Genomic DNA, 25466 nt, shown 5'->3' on the forward strand with positions numbered 1-25466 from the left:
GAGCAGCTGCTCGCGGAAGCAGAATATTTCATGCCTTCTTAGTATAATAAAAACCCCGGCGCTCTGGCCGGGGGTTTCTTATTTCGTTTACAAGCTACTCTTTGCCAGTCAGGTCTTTTTGAAGCTCTTCCTGTTCTTTGCGAAGCTGTTCGCGTTCGCGACGGGAAAGTCCTGTTTCATCATCCTGGCGCAGCTTGCGTTCTTTATTAAGAATAGTGCGGTCGGTTTGGAGAGCTTTTAACAAGGATACACACATTAAGATCATGATAATAGTAAACGGCAGGGCCGCAATAGTCATGACAATCTGTATGCCCTCAATACCTCCGGATGCGAGCAGCATCGCTGCAGAACCAGAAATAACAAGTCCCCAGATGAATTTAATGGAAACCGGCGGGTTCAGGCTTCCGTTTGTCGTTTGCATTCCGAGAACAAATGTTGCCGAGTCTGCGGAAGTAATGAAAAAGCTCATGATCAAAAGTAATGCTATAACACCTGTGATCGCTCCGAAAGGAAGGGTGTCAAGCAGGCCGAACAGAGCAATCTCATCACTCTGGCTCGTCATTAACTCGTACAGGCCGCCGTTTTGGGCATTGTCTTCAGCAATACCAGTTGTCGCAAAAACGGCGAACCATACAAACGAAAAGATCGATGGCACGAGCAGAACACCAGTGATAAATTCACGAATTGTCCTTCCGCGGGATACGCGGGCAATAAAGGTGCCGACAAACGGCGCCCATGCAATCCACCAGGCCCAGTAGAATACTGTCCAGGCGTCAAGCCAAGCCCGGTCTCCAGTATATTCATACGTGGTAAAGCTCTGAGCCGGCAGGTTCTCCATATAGGCTCCAATACCGTTTGTGAAAGAGTTTAAAATGCTTGTCGTCGGTCCGGCGAAAAGGACAAACAGCATAAGTACTGCAGCCAGCGCAATGTTTGCCCAGCTTAAATAGCGGATACCTTTGTTTAAGCCGGTAGTAGCCGAGGCAAGGTAGAGAATGGTAAAGATAAGAATAATAATCAGCTGTGTCGGCAGGTCATTATTAATGGATGCGAAAATATAGCTGAGCCCTCCGTTTACCTGGGTGGCGCCAAAGCCAAGAGACTGGGCGACGCCAAAAATGGTAGCGAACACAGCAATAAAGTTAATTAAAGTACCCATCGATCCGTCCACACGATCGCCGAGGAGCGGGCGGAAAGCCGAGCTGATAATGCCCGGGGCGTTATGCCGGAACTGGAAATAGGCAAGTGCGAGTGCTACAACTGAATAAATAGCCCACGGGTGAAGCCCCCAATGGAAAAACGAAAGACGGATAGAGTCTGCAGCTGCAGCGGAAGATTGAGGTTCTGCTTCAGGTCCTCCGTAATAGTGATAAAGCGGCTCAGCAACGCCCCAGTATACCAGGCCGATCCCCATACCGGCTGTAAATAGAAACGCAAACCATGTTAAGTAACTGTACTCCGGTCGTTCGTCTGGTTTTCCCAAACGAATTTTCCCGTATGGACTAAACACTAAGTAAATACAAAAGATAACGAAAAACGTTGCGGAAATTAGATAAAACCATCCGAGATTAGTAACAATCCATCCCTGGATCTCACCGGTCACTGTATTTAAATTTCCTGGCGTGACAACACCCCAGATGATTACCGCAAGCGCCGCTATCAGGGTCACAAAAAAGACGCTTGTTAATTTTCTCATGACTTTTTACATTCCACCTTTCTTTTAGCGGGGTATTCGATTTTTAGGCAGCGGTACTCAGCAAAAGAGGGGATAGTTGCAATTCCAGTAAGCAGGTACATACCTATTTAATAAATGACAACGATGATTATTATAACACTCATAACTTCATACGCAACCAGGACGCATGAATAATCTATACCCTAAACCTAGGCCCCCAAACCCAGAAGGCTTCATATATAATTGTTAAAAAATACCTACGGGTAATAAGCAGCGTTAATATTTCTATACAAACGTTATTATTAACATTTTATAGAAATTTTTTAGACTTTTAGCCCTGACTTTGCAGAAATTTTGCTAAAATATAAAAGGGAATAATTAAACAGGGGGACTCGGGGTTGAAAAAAATGCTGATATTATCATCGCTGGCCGTACTTCTTGCAGGCTGTTCGAATGCAGGAGAAGACAATGCAGATGCAGAAAAAAAGGAAAAAGCAAATACTGCTGCTCATGAGGAAACAGGGGATCAGAATAAGGAAAAAAAAGGGGAGAAGGAGCAGCAAGAAGACTCAGTCTCAAAGGAGGAAGAACTGATCTATAAAGTTAATGAAGCAAATTGGACAATCCAGGCAGAAGAAAGCGAAGGCAATGAAGTTCTTCTCACATTTGATGATGCTCCGGATGGAAATGCTGTAAAAATCGCGGATATTTTAGCGGAAAATGAGGTGCCTGCCATCTTTTTTGTAAATGGTATGTTTCTGAAAGATGAAGAAGGCAGAAATGCCCTGAAAAAAATACACGACATGGGGTTTTCGATAGGTAATCACACGACTACCCATGCTTCACTTCCGGATTTATCAGAAAAGGAGCAGCTTGAAGAATTAAAAGAAACCGATCAACTTGTAAGAGAAATAACCGGGGAAACACCGGCATTTTTCCGTGCCCCGTTTGGACAGAACACTTCATTTAGTGATGAATATGCCAAAGAACATGGCATGATAAAAATGAATTGGACGTATGGGTACGATTTTGAAGCAGAATACCAGGAAGCAGAAGCGCTCACGGATATTACGCTGAATACGGAACTATTAACGGATGGTGCAAATATTCTTATGCATGACAGGGAATGGACGAAAGAAGCGATCGGTCCAATTATTGAAGGATTTAATGAAAAAGGCTATTCCTTTATTGACCCCCAATATATAGAAAAAGAGTAGAAAAATGCTTGATATTAAAGCTTTTTATGTCGAATTTTGTTGAAAATTTTTAATGGGCACCATATTAATGCTATATTGATTAAAAATGAATAGGATTCACACGAAGGGGGAACATCTATGGACCATTCTGCACTATATGATGAAATAAGGCTGCACGTAGGTCTTGCCCATGATTATTCCATAACGCCTGAAGGCTTCCTGCATGATGTTATGAATGCATTTCAAAAATACTGGCCGCATAAAGACCTGATTTCGCTGTACGTTAATAAATGGACGCATTTTGAATGGCAGGACGGAGACGTGCATCCGGTATTTACGAAAGAAATGGATATTCAAAACGGTCTTTTGCTTCTGGCAGATATAGAAAGAACAGTGTTTTGCTGCAGGGAAGAAGGAATGTATCACTGGATGCTTCCGTTTTATGATAATGAAGTATTTGCCGGGGGAATTATTGTTTCAAGAGAGGCAGAGATGAAAGAGCTGGAAAAAGAAGAAGTATGGCTTCTCGAAGAAATTATGTCTTTCATTAATGCCAAGCTGCCCCATTATATGTAAAAGCAAAAAAAGCAGCCGCGGCTGCTTTTTTTATTGAATCGGCTTTTGCTCCTGGATGACACGTACAGTTTGAAGAGAAGGGTCTTCGGGACCCTGGACTGGGAGGCCTGCTGCTGCGTTAGCCTGAATGTACGTTAAATTTTCCTGGGTAATAATTTCGCCTGGAAGAAGGACCGGGATGCCCGGTGGGTAGATCATAATAAATTCTGCGATAATCCGGCCGGCGCTTTCTGAAAGTGCAATTGTCTCTTTTTCGGCGTAGAATGCATCACGGGGAGCAATGGATAGTGTCGGGATAGAAGGAAGCTTTAATACTGCCGGAGCCGTGTAGGACTCAGGAGCATAATACTCCCGGGCGAGATCCTTCATTGCCTGTACAAGAAGCGATGCTTCTTTTTTTGTATCGCCAAAGCTGATAATGCATAGAATGTTATACAAATCAGAGAGCTCTACTTCAATACGATAATGCTTTCGCAGCCATTTTTCAGCTTCATAGCCATTGATGCCAAGCTGTTGAACAGAAATTAACAGCTTTGTCGGATCCATGGCGGTGACAGTGTTCTGTTCAAGCATTTCAGCGCCCGCACAGTAGAGGCCGTTAATGGAATTAATAGAGGCTCTGGCTTCTTCAGCGAGTTCAAGCGTATTTTCTATCAGCCTGTGTCCCTTTAATGCAAGCTGTCTGCGTGCAGTGTCGAGCGAGGCCAGAAGTGGATACGACGTAGATGTTGTAGTCAGCATGCTGAAGACCGCCTGAACGTGAGCAATGGAAACCCGGGGGCCCTGGACATTTAATACAGAGCTCTGGGTCATTGATCCCCCGAGCTTATGCACGCTTGTAGCAGCCATGTCAGCACCCGCCTCCATGGCTGAAGGAGGAAGGCTTTCGTGGAAATGAATGTGCACTCCGTGAGCTTCATCGACCAGGACTGGTACATCGTACTGGTGAGCGGTTTCTGCAATGGCACCCAGGTCGGAGGAAAAACCGAAATATGTCGGGTTAATTACAAGCAGGGCTTTCGCATCAGGATGCCTGTCGAGAGCATGCTGTGCTGTTAAAGGTGTAATACCGTGCGAAATACCGAACTCTTCATCGAGCGCCGGATACATAAATACCGGGACGGCTCCTGAAAAAATGATCGCATTCATAATCGATTTGTGCACATTTCTCGGAACGAGAATTTTGTCTCCCGGAGCACAAACAGATAAGATCATCGTCATAATGGCACCGCTTGTTCCCTGAACAGAAAAAAAGGTATAGTCGGCACCGAAGGCTTCTGCGGCAAGCTTCTGTGCTTCATCAATAACGCCGGAAGGGTGATGCAGATCATCAAGCGGTTCGATATTAATTAAGTCCATATTTAATATATTACTGCCGATAAATTCACGAAACTCTTCATCCATTCCAGTGCCGTTTTTGTGCCCGGGGATGTGGAAAGGCACGGGCTGCGCCTGTATATGCTCTTTTAATTTAGTGAATATCGGAGTAAGCTGCTGTCTGTTCATATGTGTCCCTCCAATGCGTTCAAAAACATTCAAATTATAGCAGATTTCCTGTCGTCAATAAATAACTTTGTGAGACGTTCCGGCCGGGATTTGCTAGAATATTACCGAAGGGGGAAGCAGCGATGAAAGAAAATGTTAATATACCCATCTCCATGGAGTGGACTACACAGGAAATTATCGATGTGACCACGTTTTTTCAAGTGATTGAAACAGCACACGGTAAAGCTGTGCCCCGGGAGGATATTTTAGGACTGTATGGGAAATTTAAAGAAATCGTGCCGAGTAAAAGCGAGGAAAAGCAGATGTTCCGACAGTTTGATGAGGATGCTGAAGTGAATTGCTGGAAAACGGTGCAGGCGGCAAAAAAAGCAGAAGCAGGAGAAAAAATTAATATGACCGGGCGCTCAGAATAGAGCGTCCGGCATTTTTATACTGTCTGCAATGACAGCTGATATAAAGGAAGGAGTTCCCTGAATGTACTATAAATATAATCGTACGTTTCATCTTCGTTCCAGAAAGCAGCCTTTTCTGCATCAAACTGACGGCCAATCAGAAATTCTGCTTTTTTTACATCCCTTACACGCTCAAGGGTGTGAATGACCTTATCCTTATTTTCATGAATAAAAAATGCGTCTGGTTTCGTATGGTCCGGAGAAATTTTATAGTCGTCCGGAAGGGAAGTAAGCTGAGAGAGGCGGTCGAGATACTTTTCCCCGATATCCGCTTTTTCCGGTACTTCGTACATGTGAGTCAGCCAGGCGAATAAATGGTCATCAAAAAGTCCGACCTGGAAATGAGGATGCTTTTTGTAGCCTCTTTTATCCGGGGCAATACCGAACCAGGTGCTTTCCGGAGGATGAACAGAACGTCTGGCATGTTTTGCAATATGAGTAAACAATTCTTCGCCCGTATCTGTGGAAAGATCTTCAGCCAGCGGTTCTGCCAGGCGGGAAAAAACTGGTTGAATGTCGTTCCGAATTTGAGTCATGCGGTTTTCAAGACCTTCTGCCTGCATAATAGTAAAATCATTTTTGGTGAAATGCTGTCTGCTCATGTAATGACTGCTCCTTTTTCAATTGGTCTGTCATCAAGCATACTGAAAATCTGGGCCTCCGGCAACCAATTGAATCATGGAGAAAACGCAATTATTTAAAAATACTGAAAATTTTTGTGTGTTTTTCTTGCGTTTCCGGTAAAAAGGTTTTATAATTCCAATAATCCTTAAAGAATAACGATTACTCAAGCGTTGCCAGTATATCGTTAGATACACAGGAAACACAGTAAGGAGAGACTGTTACAGAATATAATTTCTGAACAATAGAGATAGTTCTGTATCTTATATTTTCTGAACATTCTGAGAAGAATTGCCAGCGTCGTTAACTTTCAGCTCGAAACATTATTATTCCATTAAGGGGTGTGGGAAACTTGGAACAAGTAATTCAGGCGTTTAAACGTAGAGATGCAGAAGAACGAATCCCGGTACTGCGCTTAGAAATTGATTATGAACTGGTAACCCTTCATGACGCCATGGCAGAAGAAGATTTAACATCCATTCATGCCAGCAAATACCGCTTAGAGCAATTACGCCAGGAGTGGATTCGGCTGGAAGTATAATATAAAGTAAGAAGGTCCGGGCTGCATTACAGCAGTCCGGGCTTTTTTATGAAGAAATTGGTGCATAAATTTGCTGTATTGAGGGAACATAAACTCATATACATAAGGAAGAAGCGGAGAGGATTATAATGGAAGATAATTGGTCAGCAATGCAGCAGAAGGCTGTACAATGGATACAGGAAGCCGGGGAGCTGCTACGCGCTTCCCTGGAGGAAAGCTTAATTATAGAAACAAAATCGAATCCAAATGATTTAGTCACAGAAATGGATTTCAAAATTGAGCGGCTTTTAACAAAAAAGATCATGGAGGAATACCCTGGTCATCGTATTTTAGGAGAAGAAGAAGCCGGAGCGGATATTATGGATACCGATGATATTATCTGGATTATAGATCCAATAGATGGAACGACGAATTTTGTACATCAGCAGTTTAATTTTGCTGTATCCCTGGCTGTTTTTGAAAATGGCATCGGCAAAGTGGGCATTGTCTATGATGTCATGGCAGACGAATGGTTTACCGCACTGGAAGGAAGAGGTGCATACCGCAACGATGTCAAGCTGCCAAAGCTGAAGCCGGCAGAATTAAATGAATCAATTGTAGGTATTAACGCCAGATGGATTAAAAACGAAAAAATTCCTTATGCCAGACAGATGCGTAATATTGTGGATGAATCAAGAAGCACCAGGGCCTATGGCTCTGCTGCAATTGAACTTTGCTATGTAGCATGCGGGCGTCTTGATTCCTATGTGAACCTGTGGCTTGCACCGTGGGATTTTGCCGGGGCAGAAGTGTTGTTAAGGGAAGTCGGGGCGGATATTTCGACGATCGATAACCAGCGGCCGTCAATGCTTGAAAAAGGCCCGTACCTGGCGGGCCGGCCAGCTCTGCAGGAAAAAATACGGGGGATGCTGAATAGCTGATCCCCCGTACTGATTTTTGGCTACGATGCAGAATTTGCTTTCAGCTTTCTGGCAAAATAAAAGGCTGAGCACGTTACAGCGATGGATATAACAGCAATAATAATGGAAGCTTCGGCTATAGCAATCCCAATAGAGGCGATGCCAAAAATAGCTAACGCTGCAAGCAGCAGGTATAACCACTGTAGTTTTGTCATAGAGTCCCTTCTTCCTTTAAAATAATACTGTTATTATTTTATCGGCTTTGGAAAGAAAACTCAAATAAGTACAGCCGGCTTTGATTCAGGAATGGTTTATGTTATATTGAAGAAAGTAGTGTCTGTGATGGTAACTTGCCAGTCGGCGTTTCTTCAATGAAACCCGTCATATGTTATACTGACAATGTAAAATGTAAATGGTAGGAACTCAGATAAAAATGGCAATGAGAACCCTGGCTTTATGGAAGACGATCTCGTCGAGCGCCAGGGTTTGTTATGATTGCAGCAAGAGAATAGGAGAGATTTATAGTGACAGTTTTACGCAAAGATATTCGCAATATCGCGATTATTGCCCACGTTGACCACGGGAAAACAACCCTCGTCGACCAGCTTCTTCGTCAATCAGGAACATTTCGGGAAAATGAACAGGTAGACGAGCGGGCAATGGACACAAACGATATTGAAAAAGAACGCGGCATTACAATTCTGGCCAAAAACACAGCGGTGAAATACCATGATACGCGTATCAATATTCTTGATACTCCCGGCCACGCGGATTTTGGCGGGGAAGTAGAACGCATCATGAAAATGGTGGACGGAGTACTGCTTGTTGTAGACGCCTACGAGGGCTGCATGCCGCAGACGCGTTTTGTTTTGAAAAAAGCACTGGAGCAGAACTTAACCCCGGTGGTAGTAGTAAACAAAATCGACCGCGATATGGCCCGTCCGTCAGAAGTTGTGGATGAAGTACTGGACCTGTTTATCGAGCTTGGAGCTAACGAAGACCAAATCGATTTTCCAGTTGTTTATGCTTCTGCTATTAACGGAACAGCCAGCGAAGATCCTGAACAACAGGACGAGGATATGGATGTTATTTTCCGCATGATTTCAGACAACGTGCCGGTTCCTTTTGATAACAGCGATGAGCCGTTCCAGTTCCAGATAGCGATGCTTGATTATAATGACTACCTTGGAAGAATCGGCGTAGGAAGAGTGTTCCGCGGGACACTCCGGACAGGTGATCATGCCGCGCTGGTCAAGCTTGACGGTACGGTGAAAAAGTTCCGGATTTCCAAAATGTTTGGTTTCTTCGGTCTGAAAAAAGAAGAAATCAGCGAAGCCAAGGCAGGAGATCTCGTAGCTATTTCCGGAGTGGAAGATATCATGGTCGGAGAAACAATATGCCCGGTCGATCATCAGGAAGCACTGCCGGTACTACGTATTGACGAACCGACACTTCAAATGACCATTCTTGTGAACAACAGTCCGTTTGCCGGACGCGAAGGCTCTAAAATTACGAGCCGTAAAATTGAAGAGCGGCTGCTTACGCAGCTCGAAACCGACGTAAGTCTAAGGGTCGAGCAGACGGACAGCCCGGACGCATGGTTGATTTCCGGACGCGGTGAGCTTCACTTATCCATCTTAATTGAAAACCTGCGCCGCGAGGATTTTGAGCTCCAGGTATCCAAGCCGCAGGTAATCGTTAAAGAAGTGGACGGTGTACTCTGTGAACCGTATGAGCGTCTTCAGGTTGATGTGCCGGAAGACTATACCGGAGCGGTTATGGAGTCTCTCGGTGAGCGTAAAGGCGAAATGGAAAACATGGTCAATAAAGGCGATGGCCAGGTCCGGATCGATTTCATGATTCCATCCCGTGGTCTGGTTGGATATACGAACGAATTCCTATCCCAGACTAAAGGTTACGGCATCCTGAACCATACGTTTGAAGAATATCGTCCGTATATTAAAGAACAGATTGGCGGCCGCCGTCAGGGAGTGCTCGTTTCCATGGAAAATGGAAAAGCGACTCCTTACAGTATGATGCAGCTTGAAGACCGCGGTACAATGTTTGTTGAACCGGGTACTGAAATTTACGAAGGCATGATTGTCGGCGAGCACAGCCGGGAAAATGATTTGGCTGTAAACGTTACAAAAGCGAAGCAGCAGACAAACGTGCGTTCAGCTAACAAAGATCAGACCGTAACGATGAAACGACCACGGATTCTAACACTTGAAGAAGCTCTTGAGTATTTAAACGCAGATGAGTACTGCGAAGTTACTCCGGATTCTATCCGCCTCAGAAAGAAAATTCTCCAAAAAGGCGAGCGCGAGCGCGAAGAAAAACGCCAGAGCGTTTCCAAATAATAAAAATTCCGGCTGCAGTTTTTACTGCAGCCGGAATTTTTATTTTAGAAAACATTTAATTGAAAAGCGGTGGAGCTGTATGATGCCGCTATTACCAGTTGTTATTTTTCACCGGATCCCGGTACAGATGGAAATGGCCGGTAGCCTTTCGCTCATTCGTCCGGTTAGTAATGCGTTCATGGCATTCGGGGCATATATACGTGTGAATCGGCCGGTTCCGAATTTTTTTTGCTTCCGGATTTTCATCGTCCAATTTATGAATTTCATCGCAGATTACGCACTTTACGCGCATCATTTCGTTTCACCTCTGCTTTGCTCAGCCAAAAGATATGCATCAAGTATAACACGGGCGCTGCTTTGAGAACAGAACGAGCCTTAGATGAATGAAACAGAAAAAAATAAACGGAGAAATCCGAAAAAGAATGGACAAATTTTCTGATCAAAATGGTACTATTATACATATAAGGGGGGATACATATGGCTAGTCGAGTATTTGACGAACTACCCGAAGAGATCGTCCATTTATTAAAGCAGGAACAATATGTGACGGTTTCTACTATCGAACCAAAAAGTTCCACCCCGGATGTTCACGCTGTTTCATGGGTTTATGCAGCTTCTCCGAGGATTCTCCGGTTTGCTGTTGATGCCCGGGCGTCTGCTGTGAAAAATCTGCGGGAGACACCTGGCATGGTAATGACTGTCATCGGCGGAGGCACTACGTATTCCATTGCAGGTAAAGGAAAAATTTTAACAACCGAAGTAAGTGGAATTTCTTTTCCGCTTGCGCTTATAGAAGTGGATGTTGTGGAAGTGAAGGACGTAATGTTCTATGGATCAAAAATGCTCCGCGGACCGGTGTTTGAAAAGACATATGACCCGGAAGCGGCGGAAGAATTAGACAATAAAGTACTTGAAGCTATGAGGAACATAAACGGAATATAATATCCCGATAGAGATAAGATAGGGGGAAGCACCTTATATGAAAAAAATTTACGTTTTAGATACGAACGTACTGCTCCAGGATCCCCAGGCAATTTATCAGTTTGATGAACATCATGTCGTAATTCCAGCTGTAGTATTGGAAGAAATTGATTCCAAAAAGCGATTAATGGATGAACTTGGAAGGAATGCGAGAGAAACAGCAAGAATTTTGGACCGCTTCCGTGGAAAGGGCAGACTGCATGAAGGAGTTCCTCTTGGTTCAGGAGGCACACTGCGTGTGGAACTGAATCACCGTTCGTATGAAAGCATGAAAGATACCTTTATCGAGGTAACCAATGACAACCGAATTTTGGCAGTGGCTCAAAATTTAAAGGACGAATACGAGCTGATGGGAGATTACCATGTTGTCATTATCAGCAAAGATGCTCTTGTGCGTGTGAAAGCAGATGCACTCGGCATAACGGCCGAAGACTTTCTGAATGACCGTGTCACTCAATATGACAATATTTACAAAGGGCATCAGACGCTGACGGTGGACAGGCCGCTGCTTGACGCTTTTTTCGAGGAAGGCTCACTGGCCTCTGAAGAAGTTTCGGAAGAAGGCTTCTGCCCTCATGAATTTCTCATTTTAAGAGACGCCCTGAGCAGTTCTTCGGCTCTTGCAAAAGTTGATGAATCCGGAAAAAGAATTCGCAAGTTTACTTCCGATATCGACCATGTATGGGGCATCCGCCCGAAAAATGTCGAACAGAAGATGGCGCTTGAGCTGCTGCTCAGAGAAGACATCCCGCTTGTGACGTTAACCGGGCGGGCAGGAACTGGAAAGACCCTGTTAACTCTAGCGGCCGGTTTGCTGCAGATTGAAGATATGGAGCGTTACCATAAGCTTTTGGTGGCAAGGCCTGTCGTTCCGCTTGGGAAGGATATAGGGTATCTTCCGGGAGAAAAGGATGAAAAGCTGCGTCCCTGGATGCAGCCTATCTACGATAACTTGGAGTATTTATTTAATGCCAAGAAGCCCGGAGAGCTCGATTCCATTCTCGCCGGAATGGGGTCAATCCAAGTGGAAGCTTTAACTTATATCCGAGGGCGCAGCATTCCGGATCAGTATATTATTATTGATGAAGCCCAAAACCTGACAAAGCATGAAGTGAAAACGATACTGACAAGGGTAGGGGAAGGCAGTAAAATTGTTTTTCTCGGCGACCCGGCCCAGATCGACCATCCGTATCTTGATGAACTGAACAATGGACTCGCTTATGTGGTTGAAATGTTTAAAAACCAGGGAATCAGCGGGCATGTAAAACTGGAAAAAGGGGAACGCTCCGGCCTTGCCCAGCTTGCAGCAGATATATTATAAAGAAACGACAGCTGGGGGTTGCTCCAGCTGTCGTTTCTGATTATTTTACCCGGAATCCTGTCACGTGCCGAATAGGATCGGCTTTATTAGATCCGTCGCCGTAATAAATATGGACCGGTCCGTCTTCTTTCAACGGGCTTCCTTTATGGGAAAAGGCTACGATAAAATTTTTCGCTTCCTCGAGAGACACGAGATGAGTTTGTGTTTCAGTTTCCACAACGACGTGGCTGGCATCTTCTTTCGGTTCGGCGTTCTCCAAAAACGGCTCAAACCTGATGCCAAATGAGCCATTAATGATAGCTTCTTTTTTATTGCGTACCTTATTGGTGCGTCCCCGGCCAGGATCCGGATCGGGAGCGTTTGATCCTTCCTCGCGGTCTCTTGCAAATCTTCTGGCTGTATGATCAGCTTCTGTGGAAGGCTGTTCTTCAGCGGAGGGATCGGTATCAAAATACGTATCGAGATCAATTTTACGGTCGTCAAAGATCCAGGTAGTAGGATCGAGAGTGATTGGGAAATGAACATTTCCCTGAATCATTACAATGAAATTCATGAGGAACTCCTCCAATTTAATAACTGCTGATAGGAACTGGTTTTTATGCTACCACAACCGGGTAATAGAGAAAAAGCAGAAGCTATTGCTGCCCCCGGAGGTTATGGCATATAGTCTGAAGAATCAAGATTTTATACGCAAACCATCTTGCTTTTTTTTTAATGAACAGATAAGATGAATAGAAGGAGTCAGCTTGTAGGAGGGATTGCCTTGAGCATGAGGGCAGCAACAGAACATAGTGAGAAAGCGTATGCTTTATTAAAAGCAGATGCTGAGAAAATTAGAAAACTTATTGAAGTACAGATGGACAACCTGACAATGCCTCAATGCCCGCTTTACGAAGAGGTGCTTGATACACAAATGTTTGGCCTTTCAAGAGAAATTGATTTTGCCATTCGTTTGAATCTCATCGACGAACATACCGGTAAACAAATTCTTTCTGAACTCGAACGGAAACTTGCTGCTTTTCATGAAGCAACAGTCGGTGGATGAGCCAAGCTATTCTAATTGAATAGCTTGGTTTTTTTACAAACAGCTATATTTTTAATTAAAAGTTTTATTCGGATGAAAAACAGGGTAAAGAAACGTTACGCAGGAGCCTCTCGTAATCAAAATAGGCATAAATTTTTAAAAAATGAGAATATTACTTTGACAGATGGCCTGGTTCTTGCGTATGATAATTTATATTTAGAATTATCAGTTATTGAAGATAATTCTGATTGAACCTATCGGGATAAGATAGATACATCCTGCAGGAGATGCATTAGATAAGAGGAGGAGAAGGATGAACGGTCTAGAGAATATTAAAAAGGTATTAGTAGCAAACCGCGGTGAAATTGCTATACGCATATTTCGGGCGTGCACCGAATTACATATACGCACCGTGGCTATTTATTCCAATGAAGATGTAGGCGCCTTTCACCGTTATAAAGCAGATGAAGCATACTTAGTTGGCGAAGGGCAGAAGCCGATCGATGCATACCTGGATATTGAAGATATTATCCGTACGGCAAAAGAGAATGGTGTCGATGCTATACATCCAGGCTACGGTTTTCTTTCTGAAAATATTGATTTTGCCAGAAGGTGTGACGAAGAGGGCATCACCTTTATTGGGCCTGAGACCCGTCACCTGGAAATGTTCGGTGATAAAGTTAAAGCAAGAGAAACAGCTATCGCTGCCGATCTACCTGTTATTCCGGGAAGTGACGGGCCGGTAGACAGTGTAGAGGAAGTAAAAGATTTTACTGACAAGCACGGCTTCCCGATCATGATTAAAGCTTCCCTTGGCGGCGGCGGGCGCGGCATGCGTATCGTCCGAGACGCGGAATCCCTGGAGGATGCTTACGACCGGGCGAAATCCGAAGCAAAATCTGCTTTTGGCAACGACATTGTTTACGTTGAAAAATTCGTGGAAAATCCAAAGCACATCGAAGTACAGGTGCTCGGTGATAAAGCAGGAAACGTTATACATTTATACGAGCGGGACTGCTCCATTCAGCGCCGTCACCAGAAGGTAGTGGAGGTAGCGCCGAGTATTGCGCTCGATGAGTCGCTGCGGGAACGTATTTGCGATGCAGCTGTTCAGCTCGCTAAAAATATTGAATATGTGAACGCGGGTACGGTAGAGTTTCTCGTAAACGATAAGGGTGAGTTCTTCTTCATTGAAGTGAACCCGCGTGTTCAGGTGGAGCACACAATCACAGAAATGATTACCGGCGTGGACATCGTTCAGTCCCAGCTGAAAATTGCTGATGGGGGCACGCTGCACGACGACTCCATAGATATTCCGGAGCAAAAGGATATTAAAACGTTCGGGTATGCTATTCAGTCCCGGGTGACCACGGAGGATCCTGCGAATGATTTCATGCCGGATACCGGACGCATCATGGCTTACCGTTCAAGCGGCGGCTTTGGGGTGAGACTGGACGCTGGTAACGGTTTCCAGGGCGCGATCATTTCCCCGTATTACGATTCGCTGCTCGTGAAGGTATCCACATGGGCACGTACGTTTGAAGGAGCTTCTGAAAAAATGCTCCGAAACCTGCGGGAATTCCGGATCCGGGGTATTCGTACAAACATTCCGTTTCTGGAAAATGTCGTCCAGCACGATAAGTTCATTAACGGGACCTATGACACCTCCTTTATTGATTCGAGTCCAGAGCTGTTTGTATTCCCGGTGCGTCAGGACCGGGGCACGAAAATGCTCACATTTATCGGTGAGACAATTGTAAACGGGTACCCAGGGCTTGAAAATACACCAAAGCCGACGCTCAATAAGCCGGTAGTGCCAAAGATCGATAAGAAAAAACCGATACCGAGAGGAACGAAGCAGATTCTCGATGAACAGGGACCGGAGGGGCTTGCGAACTGGGTGAAGGAGCAGAACGAAGTGCTTTTGACCGATACCACGTTCCGCGACGCCCACCAGTCGCTGCTTGCTACCAGGGTCCGAAGCGACGATCTGAAGCGTATCGCAGAGCCGACCTCCCGGATGCTCCCTAACTTATTCTCCTCGGAGATGTGGGGCGGAGCCACCTTTGATGTGGCCATGCGTTTTCTGCATGAAGATCCGTGGACCCGGCTGATTGAACTTCGTGAGCGTATGCCGAACACGCTTCTGCAGATGCTTTTCCGCTCGTCAAACGCTGTCGGATACAAAAACTATCCGGATAACCTGATTAAAGAATTTGTTCATAAATCAGCACATGCCGGTATCGATGTGTTCCGTATCTTTGATTCTCTTAACTGGCTGAAAGGCATGACGCTTACGATTGATGAAGTGCGCCAGACAAACAAAATTGCTGAGGCAGCTATGTGTTATACAGGGGATATTCTCGATCCGAAACGGGAAAAATATGACCTGAAATACTATAAGAATCTTGCAAAAGAGCTTGAAAACGCTGGCGCCCACATTCTGGGCATCAAGGATATGGCAGGCCTGTTAAAGCCGGAAGCCGCGTACCAGCTTGTCTCTGAACTAAAAGATTCGATTTCCATCCCAGTTCACCTGCATACGCATGACACGAGCGGCAATGGTATTTTCACATATGCCCGCGCCGTTGAAGCAGGAGTGGATATTGTGGATGTGGCTGAAAGCTCCATGGCAGGTCTTACTTCCCAGCCAAGCGCAGACGGTCTGTACTATGCCCTATCCGGAAATAAGCGCCAGCCGAAGATTGATGTTGGCGCCCTGCAGGAGCTCAGTGACTTCTGGGATACGACCCGTGAATACTACCAGGGATTTGAAAGCGGTATGCGTTCGCCTGCACCTGAGGTATATGAACACGAAATGCCAGGCGGTCAGTACAGCAATCTGCAGCAGCAGGCTAAAGCGGTAGGCCTTGGCGACCGCTGGCGTGAAGTGAAAAAAATGTACCGCCGCGTGAATGACATGTTTGGAGATGTTGTAAAAGTAACACCATCGTCGAAAATTGTCGGGGATATGGCACTGTATATGGTCCAAAACGATCTGACAGAAGAAGACGTGTACGATAACGGCCAGAACCTCGATTTCCCGGACTCCGTAGTGGAATTCTTCCAGGGGTATTTAGGACAGCCGCACCAGGGCTTCCCGGAAAAACTTCAAAAAATTATTTTGAAGGACCGTACTCCTATTACGAACCGTCCGGGTGAAAACCTCGAACCGGTCGACTTTAAAGCTATTGAAGAAGAGCTCTTTAATACACTCGACCGGCCAGTGACGAGCCATGATATGATTTCCTACGCGATGTATCCAAAAGTATACATGGAGTTTGAACAGTTCCGTCAAAGCTTCAGTGATGTGTCTGTGCTGGATACACCGACATTTTTCTACGGGCTGGAGCTCGGAGAGACAGTGGAAGTGGAAATTGAAAAAGGAAAGACGCTGATCGTGAAGCTCATCTCTGTATCAGAGCCGGATGAAACGGGTCATAGAAACGTGTATTTTGAATTGAACGGACAATCCCGTGAAGTAGTTGTGAAGGATAAAAACGCTAAAGTGGATGCCAGTGTGCGTCCGAAAGTAGACAAATCAAATCCTAATCAAATTGGAGCGACTATGCCTGGAACTGTGCTGAAAACCTCTGTAAAAGAGGGAGATGAAGTGACTAAAGGCGACCAGCTCATGATTACGGAAGCAATGAAGATGGAAACGACCGTACAGGCGCCATTTGATGGAAAAATTAAAGGCGTGTATGTAGGAAATAATGAACCGATCGAATCGGGAGATCTTCTTATCGAATTTGAATAACAGTTAAAAAAGATCGGCCGGCGGGCCGGTCTTTTTTTATGATGAATACAAAAAGTGAAAGTGATTTCTTCTCAGCGCTGAGAGGATATTTCTGAAAGGAAAAAATCTGTTGAAAAGGATGTTTTCTTCAGGAAAAAGCGTAAAATAAACGGAAAAAAGGTATAGAATTGAAGAGGAAGCATTAGGGTGTAAAAGGAGCGGAGTGTATGACTGAAGTAAGTGCTTTATGGATGCGAAGGGATTTAAGGTTAACAGATAACCGGGCAATGCATGAAATGCAGCGATGGGTGGAAGCCGAAGGGGGCAGGCAGTGGTTTTTAGTTTTTCATCTTGATCCAGACTTTTATGAATATTCGTGCCCTCATCATGATTATTTTTTTCAAAATCTAGAAAAATTTCGTAAAGAATGCGATGATCAACATATACAATTATATTTTCTGCACGGGCCAGCGAATGAGGCTTTCACGTACTTAAAAGAAAAAGTTCCGGCGCTTACGCATTTATTTTTTAATGAAGATGAGGCACCGCAGGCGGCCCGGCGGGATAACCAGGTATTAAAAGAAATGGAGCAGAAAAGCGTAGAAGCACATGCCTTTAAAGATGCTCATTTTCATCGCTCCGATGAAGTGAAGAAAAAAGACGGAGGATTTTATTCTGTCTACACTCCTTATTATCGTGCCTGGCGCCAGCTTGAAAAAGAACAGCCGTATGAATGCAGACTCGATCGCATTATCAGTCAGCAGGCCCGTCTGGAACTGCCGCAGAAGGCTGCTTATAATAAGCTGTCTTCTTATTTGAACAATAACGAAAAGACGTGGGAGCGCACTGCGGAGAAAGACGGGCGGGAACGGCTGGAGACGTTTGTGGAGGAAATTGCCCCGGCGTATCATGAAACGAACAATGCCCTTTCGAGTGACGGAACGAGCCGGCTTTCTGCCTACTTAAAAACCGGTCGGCTGTCAGTACGGACGATTTATCAAGCCCTTTCAGAGCAGCTTGAAGAGGGGGGCCCGGGGGCTGAAGCTTTTGTCAGTGAACTCGCCTGGAGGGATTATTACAATATGATTCACGCCACGCGTCCTGAGCTGAAAAACAAGGAGCTGAAAGAGGCGTACCGGGATTTGCCGTGGGAGTATGATGAAAAGAGACTGCAGACATGGAAGGAAGGCCGTACCGGCTATCCGATTGTAGACGCCTGTATGCGGCAGTTAAATGAAATAGGCTGGATGCATAACCGCGGAAGAATGATTGCTGCTTCCTTTTTAACTAAGGATTATTTGATCGACTGGAGAGAAGGGGAAAGGTATTTTGCTGAAAGGCTGATTGATTATGATCCTTCTTCCAATGCCGGGGGATGGCAGTGGGCTGCGTCTACTGGTACAGATGCGGTACCGTATTTCCGAGTCTTTTCTCCAGTGAGACAGAGTGAACGTTTTGACCCGCAGGGCGATTATATTCGTGAATACGTGCCGGAGCTTCAGTCAGTTCCAAAAAAATATATTCATACTCCGTGGAAAATGAGTGAAAAGCAGCAGCGGGAGTACGGCTGCATCCTCGGAGAGAACTACCCGGAGCCTGAGGTGGACCACTCGGTACAGCGAAAGAAAGCAATTGAAATGTTTAAAGGAGAGTAAGCCATGGACATTCGCCGTATGAAAAAATCAGAAATTGATCAGAGTCTGGATCTGGCTCAATATGCTTTTCAAATTCATTTAACAGAAGAACAGCGCCGGGAGAGACGGCGGACTATCGTTCCCCAGGATAACTGGGTCGCGGTCGAGCGGGGCAAGGTCCTCTCTAAAGTAGCTATTTTCCCCACGGTAGTTTACCTTGGGGATGTGAAAATGCCGATGGGAGGAATTTCCGGTGTGGCAACATGGCCGGAAAAGCGCCGGGGCAGCCTGGTGCGTTCATTGCTGAAGGAAGCACTGGTGGATTTGAGGGACCGGGGGGTTCCGATCTCGATGCTTTATCCATTTTCGACTTCCTTTTACCGGAAATTCGGCTGGGAGGTGTTCTGTGATACCAAGCACTGGACGGTGACGAAAAACGAGCTTCCGGATACTGGGGAGCCTGAAAAAGGCAGTATTCGCCGAATCTACCAGCAGGACTGGCAGATTCTCGACTATATCTATCAGAAGTGGGCGAAACAATATGCCGGCATGATTGCGCGGTCTGAACAGTGGTGGAAAAACCGGACGCTTCAGCGAAAAAAAGGAAATGCCGCTGTTTACACTGATGCGAATGGTTTTGACAGCGGGTACGTGCTGTATGAGGTAAAAGAGCAGCAGTTGACCGTGCATGAATTTGTGGCCTGGCATGAAGATGCCCGCAGAGAATTGTGGCGGTTTTTGGCGAATCACGATTCCATGATTGAAACCGCTAAAATTTCTCCAGTTATTGATGATCCCAGCCGTTATCTGCTGCCGGAGCCGAAAATTGAAGAAACCAGAAAAAGCTACTTTATGGCCAGGATTGTCGATGTATATCCATTTTTGCATCAGTATCCATTGAATCTGCCGGTCGAGGAGTCTCTGGTGCTGCATGTGGAGGATGACTTCTGTGATTGGAACAATACGAGCTGGCAGCTGTATAAATCGAAAGAGGGCCGGACAGAAATTAAAGAAGTTCTCTCAAACCGCACCGGCATCGAACTTTCCATTAATACCTTAACCGCCATTGTTATGGGATATATCACTGTACGTGAAGCTGAGCGCACGTCGCTGGTGAAAGGAAATAAACAGCAGCTGGAGCTGCTTGGCCGCGTTCTCCCGGGATTCACTCCATTTATGTATGACTTTTTCTAATGCAAAAAAGCAGGCCTTTTAATGATGAAGGCCTGCTTCTTTCTGCTTGATGTTATTGGAGGTGCTGGTAAGCTCTGATGATGAAAGGGCGGGACGCCTTGTAATAATCACGAGCATATAGGTCATAATAGTGAAAATAATGCTGATTGTCAGCGCGTGAATAAGCACTGATGTTAAATGAGGCGCTCCGAAAAGGAGAGCGATACCTGCGCCTGCCTGAACGAGTATTAAAACGAATGTCATCACACTCATAGCAGCAAGGGAAGTGTAGGCTCTGAATCGTTTCAGCGTCCAAATCATCAGAACTGCGACGACAATCATGAGAGCGACAGCAGCGCCGCGATGGATCCAACCGGCCATCTCTGATCCGCCGGAGTGCTTCACGTAGGCGCCGGTATAGATAACGGCGTAGGAATAGACGATAGTAGCGATCAGATAACTGCGGTAGCCTTTCGTTACTTTAGGCTGCAGCGACGGCTTCTCGTTATCCTCAAATGCCAGTATTGTGAGCATGATAACTGTGGCAAGCGAAATGGCACTGATGCCAAAATGAAGCGCGAGCACGAGACTCGAGTTGCCCCAGATGACAGCGCCGGCTCCCATTAATCCCTGAAAGATAATAAACAATACAGCCATCAACGCCATAAATTTTGTCTCCCGTAAGTGGGAAAGCTTCACGGACGACCAGATAGCCAGAATAATAACGAAAAGTCCCATCAGTCCTGACCAGAGTCGGTGGCTGTATTCAATGATAGTGGCGACGGCAGGGTTGGAAGGTACTACTTCCCCAAAGCAAAGCGGCCAGGTGGCACCGCAGCCTTCCCCGGACCCTGTGTTAGTCACCAGAGCTCCCTGCAGCAGTACAATAAGCATGCCGATGGAAGTAATGACGCCAAATATGCGTAGTCCCCAGTGCAAAATAAGTCACTCCTTCAATATAAATGCAATTAAAAATTCCACGTTTTTCTTACATAATTAATCGTAGATTTCCAGCCTGAAAAAGTCAATTTTTAATACTGGTCCGCCCGTGAACAAATAATGAAATGTGAAAAATATGTGAAAGCAGCAATGGCAAAGAAAAAACGTTCACTGGATTGTTAATTCAGGGCTCTGCAAAAAGCCCTGTGATTTAGTATAATATAACCGCTACCAGAGAAGAGGAGGAATATACGTGTCGCATTTAAAAGCCGAAGAACAGAAGCGAACTAATCGTACGCACACGTGGATCGTGATACTGCTCAGCGTAATTATCAACGGGCTCGTCACGGTTTTGATTTTTGTAGAAGGCGGCGGGCAGACATTTAACGGCTTCGATTTGACCATTCTGCCGATGATGAATGCAATATTTAACAGCTTTACGACTGTATTTTTACTCGGGGCTTTATACTTTATTTTAAGAAAAAATATTAAAATGCACCGCCGGTTTATATACGGGGCATTCTCGACCACTGCTCTTTTTCTCGTCACGTATCTGGCGTACCACAGCCTTGCATCGAGCACGTCCTACGGCGGGGAAGGAATCATTCAATATGTGTATTACTTTATTTTGATCTCTCACATTATTTTGGCAGCATTGATCGTGCCGCTTTCAATCTATACATTTTTAAAAGGCTTTACGTATCAGGTGCAGAAGCACCGTAAAATTGCCCGTTGGACGATGCCGCTTTGGCTGTATGTGAGCATTACCGGTGTAGTGGTTTATTTTATGATCGCTCCGTACTATTAAGAAAAAGGAAAGCCCCGGCGGCTTTCCTTTTTTATACTCTGAAATTTAATTTAATGAGCCCTGCTTCCCGTGCAGAAGTAAAAGCAATAACCGTAAGCGGACCAACGATAAAGCCTACGACGCCAAGAAGAGTAAGCCCGAGATACAGGCTGATTAACGTGGCAAGCGGGGAGAGTCCAATATGGTGCCCCATTACTTTTGGTTCGACAGTACGGCGGATGATGAGTAGAACAATACCAAGCGCCAGCAGCTGTGTTCCAAGGACAAGGTCGCCGCTGATATACATATAGATAGACCACGGGGCGAGAATGGCGATCGAGCCGATAATTGGAATGAAGTCAACGGCCCAAATAATCAAACTCATCACAATCGCCACTTCCGGGGTAAAAATCATCAATCCGATAAACGTAACGGCCAGTATAATTAAGCTGACTAAAAATTGGGCTTTGAAGAAGCCGAGAATCACTTCAGCAAGCCGGCTGGTCATGAATTGAAATTTTTCACCAGTTTCGGGCTTTAAAAAGGAATAGAATTTATCCTTCAGTCTTGGGAGATCGATCATAAATAAATACAGGGCAATCAAATAAACTAAAAACATAATTAAATAGCCGGGAATAGAAGCGATAACCGCCGTCGCCTGGTTCAGCAGATCGTCGCTTGCGATATTTTCCTGAAGCCCGGTAAGCATTTCGGCAATCCGGCTGTTGATCTGGTCGATGGTGTCCTGCGGCAGATTCCACTGCTCATAGCGGTTATTCAGGCCGGTTTGAATATTTTCCACGGTGTCCACAAGGTTGCTGATATATGTAGGGAGATTTTTGGAGAAAGCCACCAGCTGGGTAATCACCTGCGTAATCAACAAATAGCCGAGTAGAATCAACAGTAAAAGAAAAGCCGAGAAAACGATCATAACTGAAAACGGCCGCTTAATCTTAAGAGAACGCATAGCGAGTCGCACAGCCGGAGAGAGGGCCAGGGCTGTCAGCCACGCAAGAATAATAGGACCTGAGACTGGCAGAATAAAGTAAAGAGCGACAAGGGCAAGAACGATGCCGATAAACCGGAAAATATTTTTTTTTGTCAGCAGGGCGGTCACAGGGAAACTCCTTTCGTCAAAATGAAGCAGTATGTACGTGCTTTATTCATTATAATGTATTTAAACGGATAGTAGTAATAAATTAATGGACACTGGGTCAGGAGCGGGCAGCCTGTTTTAGATAAAAGGTTCCATCTGCTTTTGCAATAAGGCGGTTTTCTTCATCATAAACTGCGGCTTCGGCATAGGAGATCCGGCGGCCGACGGTGACTGGAGACGCTTTACAGGTGAGCTGTCTGCCGGTACCGGCTGAAATAAATTGTACGTGAATATCGATCGTTAAAATATCGCCTGGAACAGGAGAGAGCTCTGAAAGAAGCACGCCCATGGAATTATCCATGATTGTCGTCAGTACGCCGCCGTGAACGATACCGTGAGTATTGTGCAGGCCGGGATGAACGGGAACCTGGGCGCAAAGCGTTTCTTCATCCTCCCAGTAGGTGGACGTATGCATTAAGTGTTCTACGCCGCTTCTGGCGTCTGAAGTATCCCAGTCGTGCAGCAGTTTAAGATAATGCCTGGTCAGCTCTTTCGCTTCCGGGGAGCCATCTGCCAGAATGCTTTCAAGCATTTCCTGTTCTGTCAGCTGGGGTGAATGTTTTTCCGTCATGTTTTTCATCCTCTCCGTAGTGCACTTCTTTTTATATTGTAGCAATAAGATAAAAAGCGAACAAATATGATGATTCGTTCTTCATAGAATGAGGGGATCCGTGATAAAATAAAAGCGGAGGTGAATGTATGTCTGTAATAGAAGCATCGACGTCTGTAGATATACTCGAGCAATCGGAACAGTTAGGATACATGGTTGTAGAGTCTGATATATATATCGAATATAAGGAAGCCAAAAAAGCGATGAAGGAAGATCCGGAGGCCCAGGAAAAAATTAATAATTTTTTAAGCTGGAAGGATCAGTACGAGGAAGTACAGCGCTTCGGGGCGTACCACCCGGACTATAAGACAACCGCCAAGCAGGTGAGAGTCGTAAAGCGGGAAATGGATATGCATGAAACAGTCATCCGGTACCGTCAGGCAGAAAAAGCGCTTGACAATTTACTGACAGAAATATCCACTCTGGTGGCGGAATCCGTATCATCTTCCATCAAAGTGCCGACAGGCAATCCGTTTTATGATAACCAGTCGTGCGGCTGTTCGACCGGCGGAAGCTGCGGCTGCTCCTGATAAACATAAAACCTCCTCTTTTAGGGTATAACTCCTTTAAAGAGGAGGTTTTTACTATGTTTAAAGGTGTGTTTGAAGCCCAGACCGTAGTGCCTGCTTCCAGAGAAGAAGTCTGGAATTACTTTCAGGACCCGGTGCAGCTTGAAGAGATGACGCAGTTTCCTGAAGTTGAGGTGGAAGCCTCCGGGAAAGCTGAAGCAGGCGCGGAGATCCGGCTGTACCTTTATTTTGGTCTATGGAAAACGGTATGGGATTCGGTTATTACTTACGTGGATGAGCCGAGCTCGTTTCAGGATGAAGGGAAAAAGCTGCCTTTTCCGTTTACGGCATGGAAGCATACTCATACTTTTCAGGAGCTTGGGCCGCTTACGGGAGTTCATGATTACATCGAATTTGAGTCAGTAGTACCGGCATGGATGGTGAAGTGCTTTTTAGGAGGAATGTTTAAAAGCCGCAAAGCCTTTGTAGTAAAACAGTTTAGTACGGAAAATAAAGAAAGCTCCGCTTTTTAATCAAAAAGCGGAGCTTTCTTTAATCAGACTGAAATTCGCGGTGGACCATAACGAGAATAGCCCGCCGTGTAATGAGACCAACAAAGGCACCTTCATCATCTTCAATACATACAAATGGATGATTGATAGAAAGCGTCAATGCCTTCCCAAAGTTATCATCTACGTTCATTTTCGGAACTTTTTCCGACATGACCGTTTCCACAGTATGCTCATGGAGCTTATCCATTTCGATGCGTTCTGTGCCGAGGATCGTATCAAGTACCTGGGCCTTGCTGATCTGGCCCTGTACACGGTAATGTGTATCTAACACCGGGACCGCAGTGTAACCGGATTTAATTAGTATCAAAAGCGCATGGTCGAGGGGATTGACTGCCTGTACATGGGCTACTTTTTCGTGGCCGATGATCAGCTCAGCTATTTCCTGATCCATAATATTTGTGTTTTTTAACTCATGAAGCACTGTCATCACATACTTTCATTGATTTCTCATAAAGCAAAAGAACGATAACTACAACACAGAGATATAAAGACATGTTGAATAATAAAAGGATTTCAAGGTTTCGTCAAGTTCCAAAAAACGCAATTAATGGTAATCTAGGCGCTTTTAGGCAGACCAAAGACAGCTGTTGGTTCAAATCGACTCAACAGCTGTCTTTTGGAATGAAATGGAATCAGCCTTTTCGCATATTGAAGGCTGCGTTCAGCTGGCCGCGCAGCATTCTTTCCCGCAATTCTTTGTTTTTCATTTTCTTTTGTTCCATGCGGCGGATTTCAAATGTCTGCATACCGTCTTCCATTTTTTCTGCAATATCGAGGAGCCGTTCTACATCCAAAAAAGAATATTTCCTGGTCCCGCCGGAAGTGCGGTCAGGGTAAATCAATTTACGTTCTTCATAGTAGCGAATTTTTCTTTCGGAAAGTCCGGTTAATTCGCTCATAACTCCAATCGTAATTACTTTTTTATCTTTGTATGACGACATAGTTTGCTCCCCTTTTCATCTCTTTTGTAAGCTAATATACCACAATAACTTTTTTATGTATGGTTGTTTGTTAGATTACCTCACATAACAGGGAAATGAAAATGTGAAATCAATGCTTAAACCTGCGAAAAGGGGGGAATTAATAGATAAATGACTATAGCCTACCAATTGAAAGTAATTGCTATGGATTACGCGTATGCAACGGACCACGGGTTCTTTCACATAAGAATCGGGTCAAACGGGCTTTAACCATG

General features: G+C 45.1%; 26 protein-coding genes. 15 read left to right on the forward strand and 11 right to left on the reverse strand.

Annotation, left to right across the window (positions count from 1 at the left end; genetic code table 11):
• Window positions 1–94: 94 nt before the first annotated feature.
• Window positions 95–1696 (reverse strand): glycine betaine uptake BCCT transporter, encoded by a 1602-nt coding sequence (locus ACTRXF_RS00465; RefSeq protein ID WP_474277189.1) that lies wholly within the window; start codon window positions 1694–1696, stop codon window positions 95–97.
• Window positions 1697–2082: 386 nt separating this feature from the next.
• On the opposite strand from ACTRXF_RS00465, the gene ACTRXF_RS00470 reads away from it, so the two are divergent.
• Entirely contained in the window at window positions 2083–2892 is an 810-nt protein-coding gene (locus ACTRXF_RS00470; protein WP_474277699.1) for a polysaccharide deacetylase family protein, read from the forward strand.
• A gap of 117 nt (window positions 2893–3009) precedes the next feature.
• The gene (locus tag ACTRXF_RS00475; RefSeq protein WP_474263847.1) at window positions 3010–3447 is read left to right on the forward strand and encodes a hypothetical protein; all 438 of its coding nucleotides are present in this window, start codon (window positions 3010–3012) and stop codon (window positions 3445–3447) included.
• A 30-nt stretch (window positions 3448–3477) separates the two neighbouring features.
• Here the strand turns inward: ACTRXF_RS00475 and ACTRXF_RS00480 are convergent, their stop codons facing one another.
• A complete protein-coding gene (locus ACTRXF_RS00480; protein ID WP_474277191.1) occupies window positions 3478–4953 on the reverse strand; it encodes an aminotransferase class I/II-fold pyridoxal phosphate-dependent enzyme in 1476 nt (491 codons plus the stop codon).
• A 122-nt stretch (window positions 4954–5075) separates the two neighbouring features.
• Here ACTRXF_RS00480 and ACTRXF_RS00485 point away from each other — a divergent pair, with 122 nt between their 5' ends.
• Complete coding sequence (locus tag ACTRXF_RS00485) at window positions 5076–5366, forward strand: UPF0223 family protein (protein ID WP_474277193.1); 291 nt, start codon at window positions 5076–5078, stop codon at window positions 5364–5366.
• A 14-nt stretch (window positions 5367–5380) separates the two neighbouring features.
• Here ACTRXF_RS00485 and ACTRXF_RS00490 read toward each other — a convergent pair whose 3' ends face one another.
• Window positions 5381–6007 carry a YktB family protein gene (locus ACTRXF_RS00490; protein WP_474277195.1) on the reverse strand — a complete coding sequence of 209 codons (627 nt, stop codon included), beginning with the start codon at window positions 6005–6007 and terminating at the stop codon, window positions 5381–5383.
• A 371-nt stretch (window positions 6008–6378) separates the two neighbouring features.
• On the opposite strand from ACTRXF_RS00490, the gene ACTRXF_RS00495 reads away from it, so the two are divergent.
• Entirely contained in the window at window positions 6379–6567 is a 189-nt protein-coding gene (locus ACTRXF_RS00495) for a hypothetical protein (protein WP_022792649.1), read from the forward strand.
• A gap of 128 nt (window positions 6568–6695) precedes the next feature.
• Window positions 6696–7487 (forward strand): inositol monophosphatase family protein, encoded by a 792-nt coding sequence (locus ACTRXF_RS00500; RefSeq protein ID WP_474277197.1) that lies wholly within the window; start codon window positions 6696–6698, stop codon window positions 7485–7487.
• A gap of 20 nt (window positions 7488–7507) precedes the next feature.
• Here ACTRXF_RS00500 and ACTRXF_RS00505 read toward each other — a convergent pair whose 3' ends face one another.
• Complete coding sequence (locus ACTRXF_RS00505) at window positions 7508–7681, reverse strand: DUF5325 family protein (RefSeq protein WP_474263837.1); 174 nt, start codon at window positions 7679–7681, stop codon at window positions 7508–7510.
• 309 nt (window positions 7682–7990) lie between these two features.
• On the opposite strand from ACTRXF_RS00505, the gene typA reads away from it, so the two are divergent.
• Complete coding sequence (gene typA, locus ACTRXF_RS00510; RefSeq protein ID WP_474277199.1) at window positions 7991–9826, forward strand: translational GTPase TypA; 1836 nt, start codon at window positions 7991–7993, stop codon at window positions 9824–9826.
• Window positions 9827–9917: 91 nt separating this feature from the next.
• Here typA and ACTRXF_RS00515 read toward each other — a convergent pair whose 3' ends face one another.
• A complete protein-coding gene (locus ACTRXF_RS00515) occupies window positions 9918–10121 on the reverse strand; it encodes a YlaI family protein (protein WP_474277201.1) in 204 nt (67 codons plus the stop codon).
• A gap of 182 nt (window positions 10122–10303) precedes the next feature.
• Here ACTRXF_RS00515 and ACTRXF_RS00520 point away from each other — a divergent pair, with 182 nt between their 5' ends.
• Window positions 10304–10768: a pyridoxamine 5'-phosphate oxidase family protein gene (locus ACTRXF_RS00520; protein WP_474277203.1), complete on the forward strand. Its 465-nt coding sequence runs from the start codon at window positions 10304–10306 to the stop codon at window positions 10766–10768.
• A gap of 37 nt (window positions 10769–10805) precedes the next feature.
• On the forward strand, window positions 10806–12128 hold the full coding sequence (locus ACTRXF_RS00525) for a PhoH family protein (RefSeq protein ID WP_022792655.1): 1323 nt from the start codon (window positions 10806–10808) through the stop codon (window positions 12126–12128).
• A gap of 40 nt (window positions 12129–12168) precedes the next feature.
• Here ACTRXF_RS00525 and ACTRXF_RS00530 read toward each other — a convergent pair whose 3' ends face one another.
• The gene (locus ACTRXF_RS00530) at window positions 12169–12681 is read right to left on the reverse strand and encodes a peptidyl-prolyl cis-trans isomerase (RefSeq protein WP_474277205.1); all 513 of its coding nucleotides are present in this window, start codon (window positions 12679–12681) and stop codon (window positions 12169–12171) included.
• 216 nt (window positions 12682–12897) lie between these two features.
• Between ACTRXF_RS00530 and ACTRXF_RS00535 the strand changes: the two genes are divergently transcribed.
• The 4 genes from ACTRXF_RS00535 (at window position 12898) to ACTRXF_RS00550 (ending at window position 19719) form a co-directional block, all read left to right on the forward strand.
• Complete coding sequence (locus ACTRXF_RS00535; RefSeq protein WP_094907905.1) at window positions 12898–13173, forward strand: Fpa/YlaN family protein; 276 nt, start codon at window positions 12898–12900, stop codon at window positions 13171–13173.
• A 292-nt stretch (window positions 13174–13465) separates the two neighbouring features.
• Window positions 13466–16912 carry a pyruvate carboxylase gene (pyc, locus tag ACTRXF_RS00540; protein WP_474263829.1) on the forward strand — a complete coding sequence of 1149 codons (3447 nt, stop codon included), beginning with the start codon at window positions 13466–13468 and terminating at the stop codon, window positions 16910–16912.
• Window positions 16913–17118: 206 nt separating this feature from the next.
• Window positions 17119–18546: a cryptochrome/photolyase family protein gene (locus ACTRXF_RS00545; protein ID WP_474277207.1), complete on the forward strand. Its 1428-nt coding sequence runs from the start codon at window positions 17119–17121 to the stop codon at window positions 18544–18546.
• A 3-nt stretch (window positions 18547–18549) separates the two neighbouring features.
• Window positions 18550–19719 carry a GNAT family N-acetyltransferase gene (locus ACTRXF_RS00550; protein ID WP_474277209.1) on the forward strand — a complete coding sequence of 390 codons (1170 nt, stop codon included), beginning with the start codon at window positions 18550–18552 and terminating at the stop codon, window positions 19717–19719.
• Window positions 19720–19737: 18 nt separating this feature from the next.
• Here ACTRXF_RS00550 and ACTRXF_RS00555 read toward each other — a convergent pair whose 3' ends face one another.
• Window positions 19738–20637 (reverse strand): COX15/CtaA family protein, encoded by a 900-nt coding sequence (locus ACTRXF_RS00555; protein WP_474263823.1) that lies wholly within the window; start codon window positions 20635–20637, stop codon window positions 19738–19740.
• A 253-nt stretch (window positions 20638–20890) separates the two neighbouring features.
• Here ACTRXF_RS00555 and ACTRXF_RS00560 point away from each other — a divergent pair, with 253 nt between their 5' ends.
• Window positions 20891–21445: a DUF420 domain-containing protein gene (locus ACTRXF_RS00560; protein WP_474263821.1), complete on the forward strand. Its 555-nt coding sequence runs from the start codon at window positions 20891–20893 to the stop codon at window positions 21443–21445.
• A 31-nt stretch (window positions 21446–21476) separates the two neighbouring features.
• Here ACTRXF_RS00560 and ytvI read toward each other — a convergent pair whose 3' ends face one another.
• Window positions 21477–22541, reverse strand: coding sequence for a sporulation integral membrane protein YtvI (gene ytvI, locus ACTRXF_RS00565; protein ID WP_474277211.1), 1065 nt, complete (start codon window positions 22539–22541; stop codon window positions 21477–21479).
• Window positions 22542–22638: 97 nt separating this feature from the next.
• Window positions 22639–23151 carry a PaaI family thioesterase gene (locus tag ACTRXF_RS00570; protein WP_474277213.1) on the reverse strand — a complete coding sequence of 171 codons (513 nt, stop codon included), beginning with the start codon at window positions 23149–23151 and terminating at the stop codon, window positions 22639–22641.
• A gap of 128 nt (window positions 23152–23279) precedes the next feature.
• Between ACTRXF_RS00570 and ACTRXF_RS00575 the strand changes: the two genes are divergently transcribed.
• Both ACTRXF_RS00575 and ACTRXF_RS00580 read left to right on the forward strand, forming a co-directional pair.
• Entirely contained in the window at window positions 23280–23720 is a 441-nt protein-coding gene (locus ACTRXF_RS00575) for a YlbF/YmcA family competence regulator (RefSeq protein ID WP_474277215.1), read from the forward strand.
• A 56-nt stretch (window positions 23721–23776) separates the two neighbouring features.
• Window positions 23777–24232: an SRPBCC family protein gene (locus tag ACTRXF_RS00580; protein ID WP_474277217.1), complete on the forward strand. Its 456-nt coding sequence runs from the start codon at window positions 23777–23779 to the stop codon at window positions 24230–24232.
• Window positions 24233–24251: 19 nt separating this feature from the next.
• Here the strand turns inward: ACTRXF_RS00580 and cbpB are convergent, their stop codons facing one another.
• Complete coding sequence (gene cbpB / locus ACTRXF_RS00585) at window positions 24252–24698, reverse strand: cyclic-di-AMP-binding protein CbpB (RefSeq protein ID WP_474260341.1); 447 nt, start codon at window positions 24696–24698, stop codon at window positions 24252–24254.
• Between the two features lie 205 nt (window positions 24699–24903).
• Window positions 24904–25212 carry a MerR family transcriptional regulator gene (locus tag ACTRXF_RS00590; protein WP_022792668.1) on the reverse strand — a complete coding sequence of 103 codons (309 nt, stop codon included), beginning with the start codon at window positions 25210–25212 and terminating at the stop codon, window positions 24904–24906.
• Between the last annotated feature and the right edge of the window lie 254 nt (window positions 25213–25466).

Source organism: Marinococcus sp. LNHM3E3-2.2, assembly GCF_056034385.1.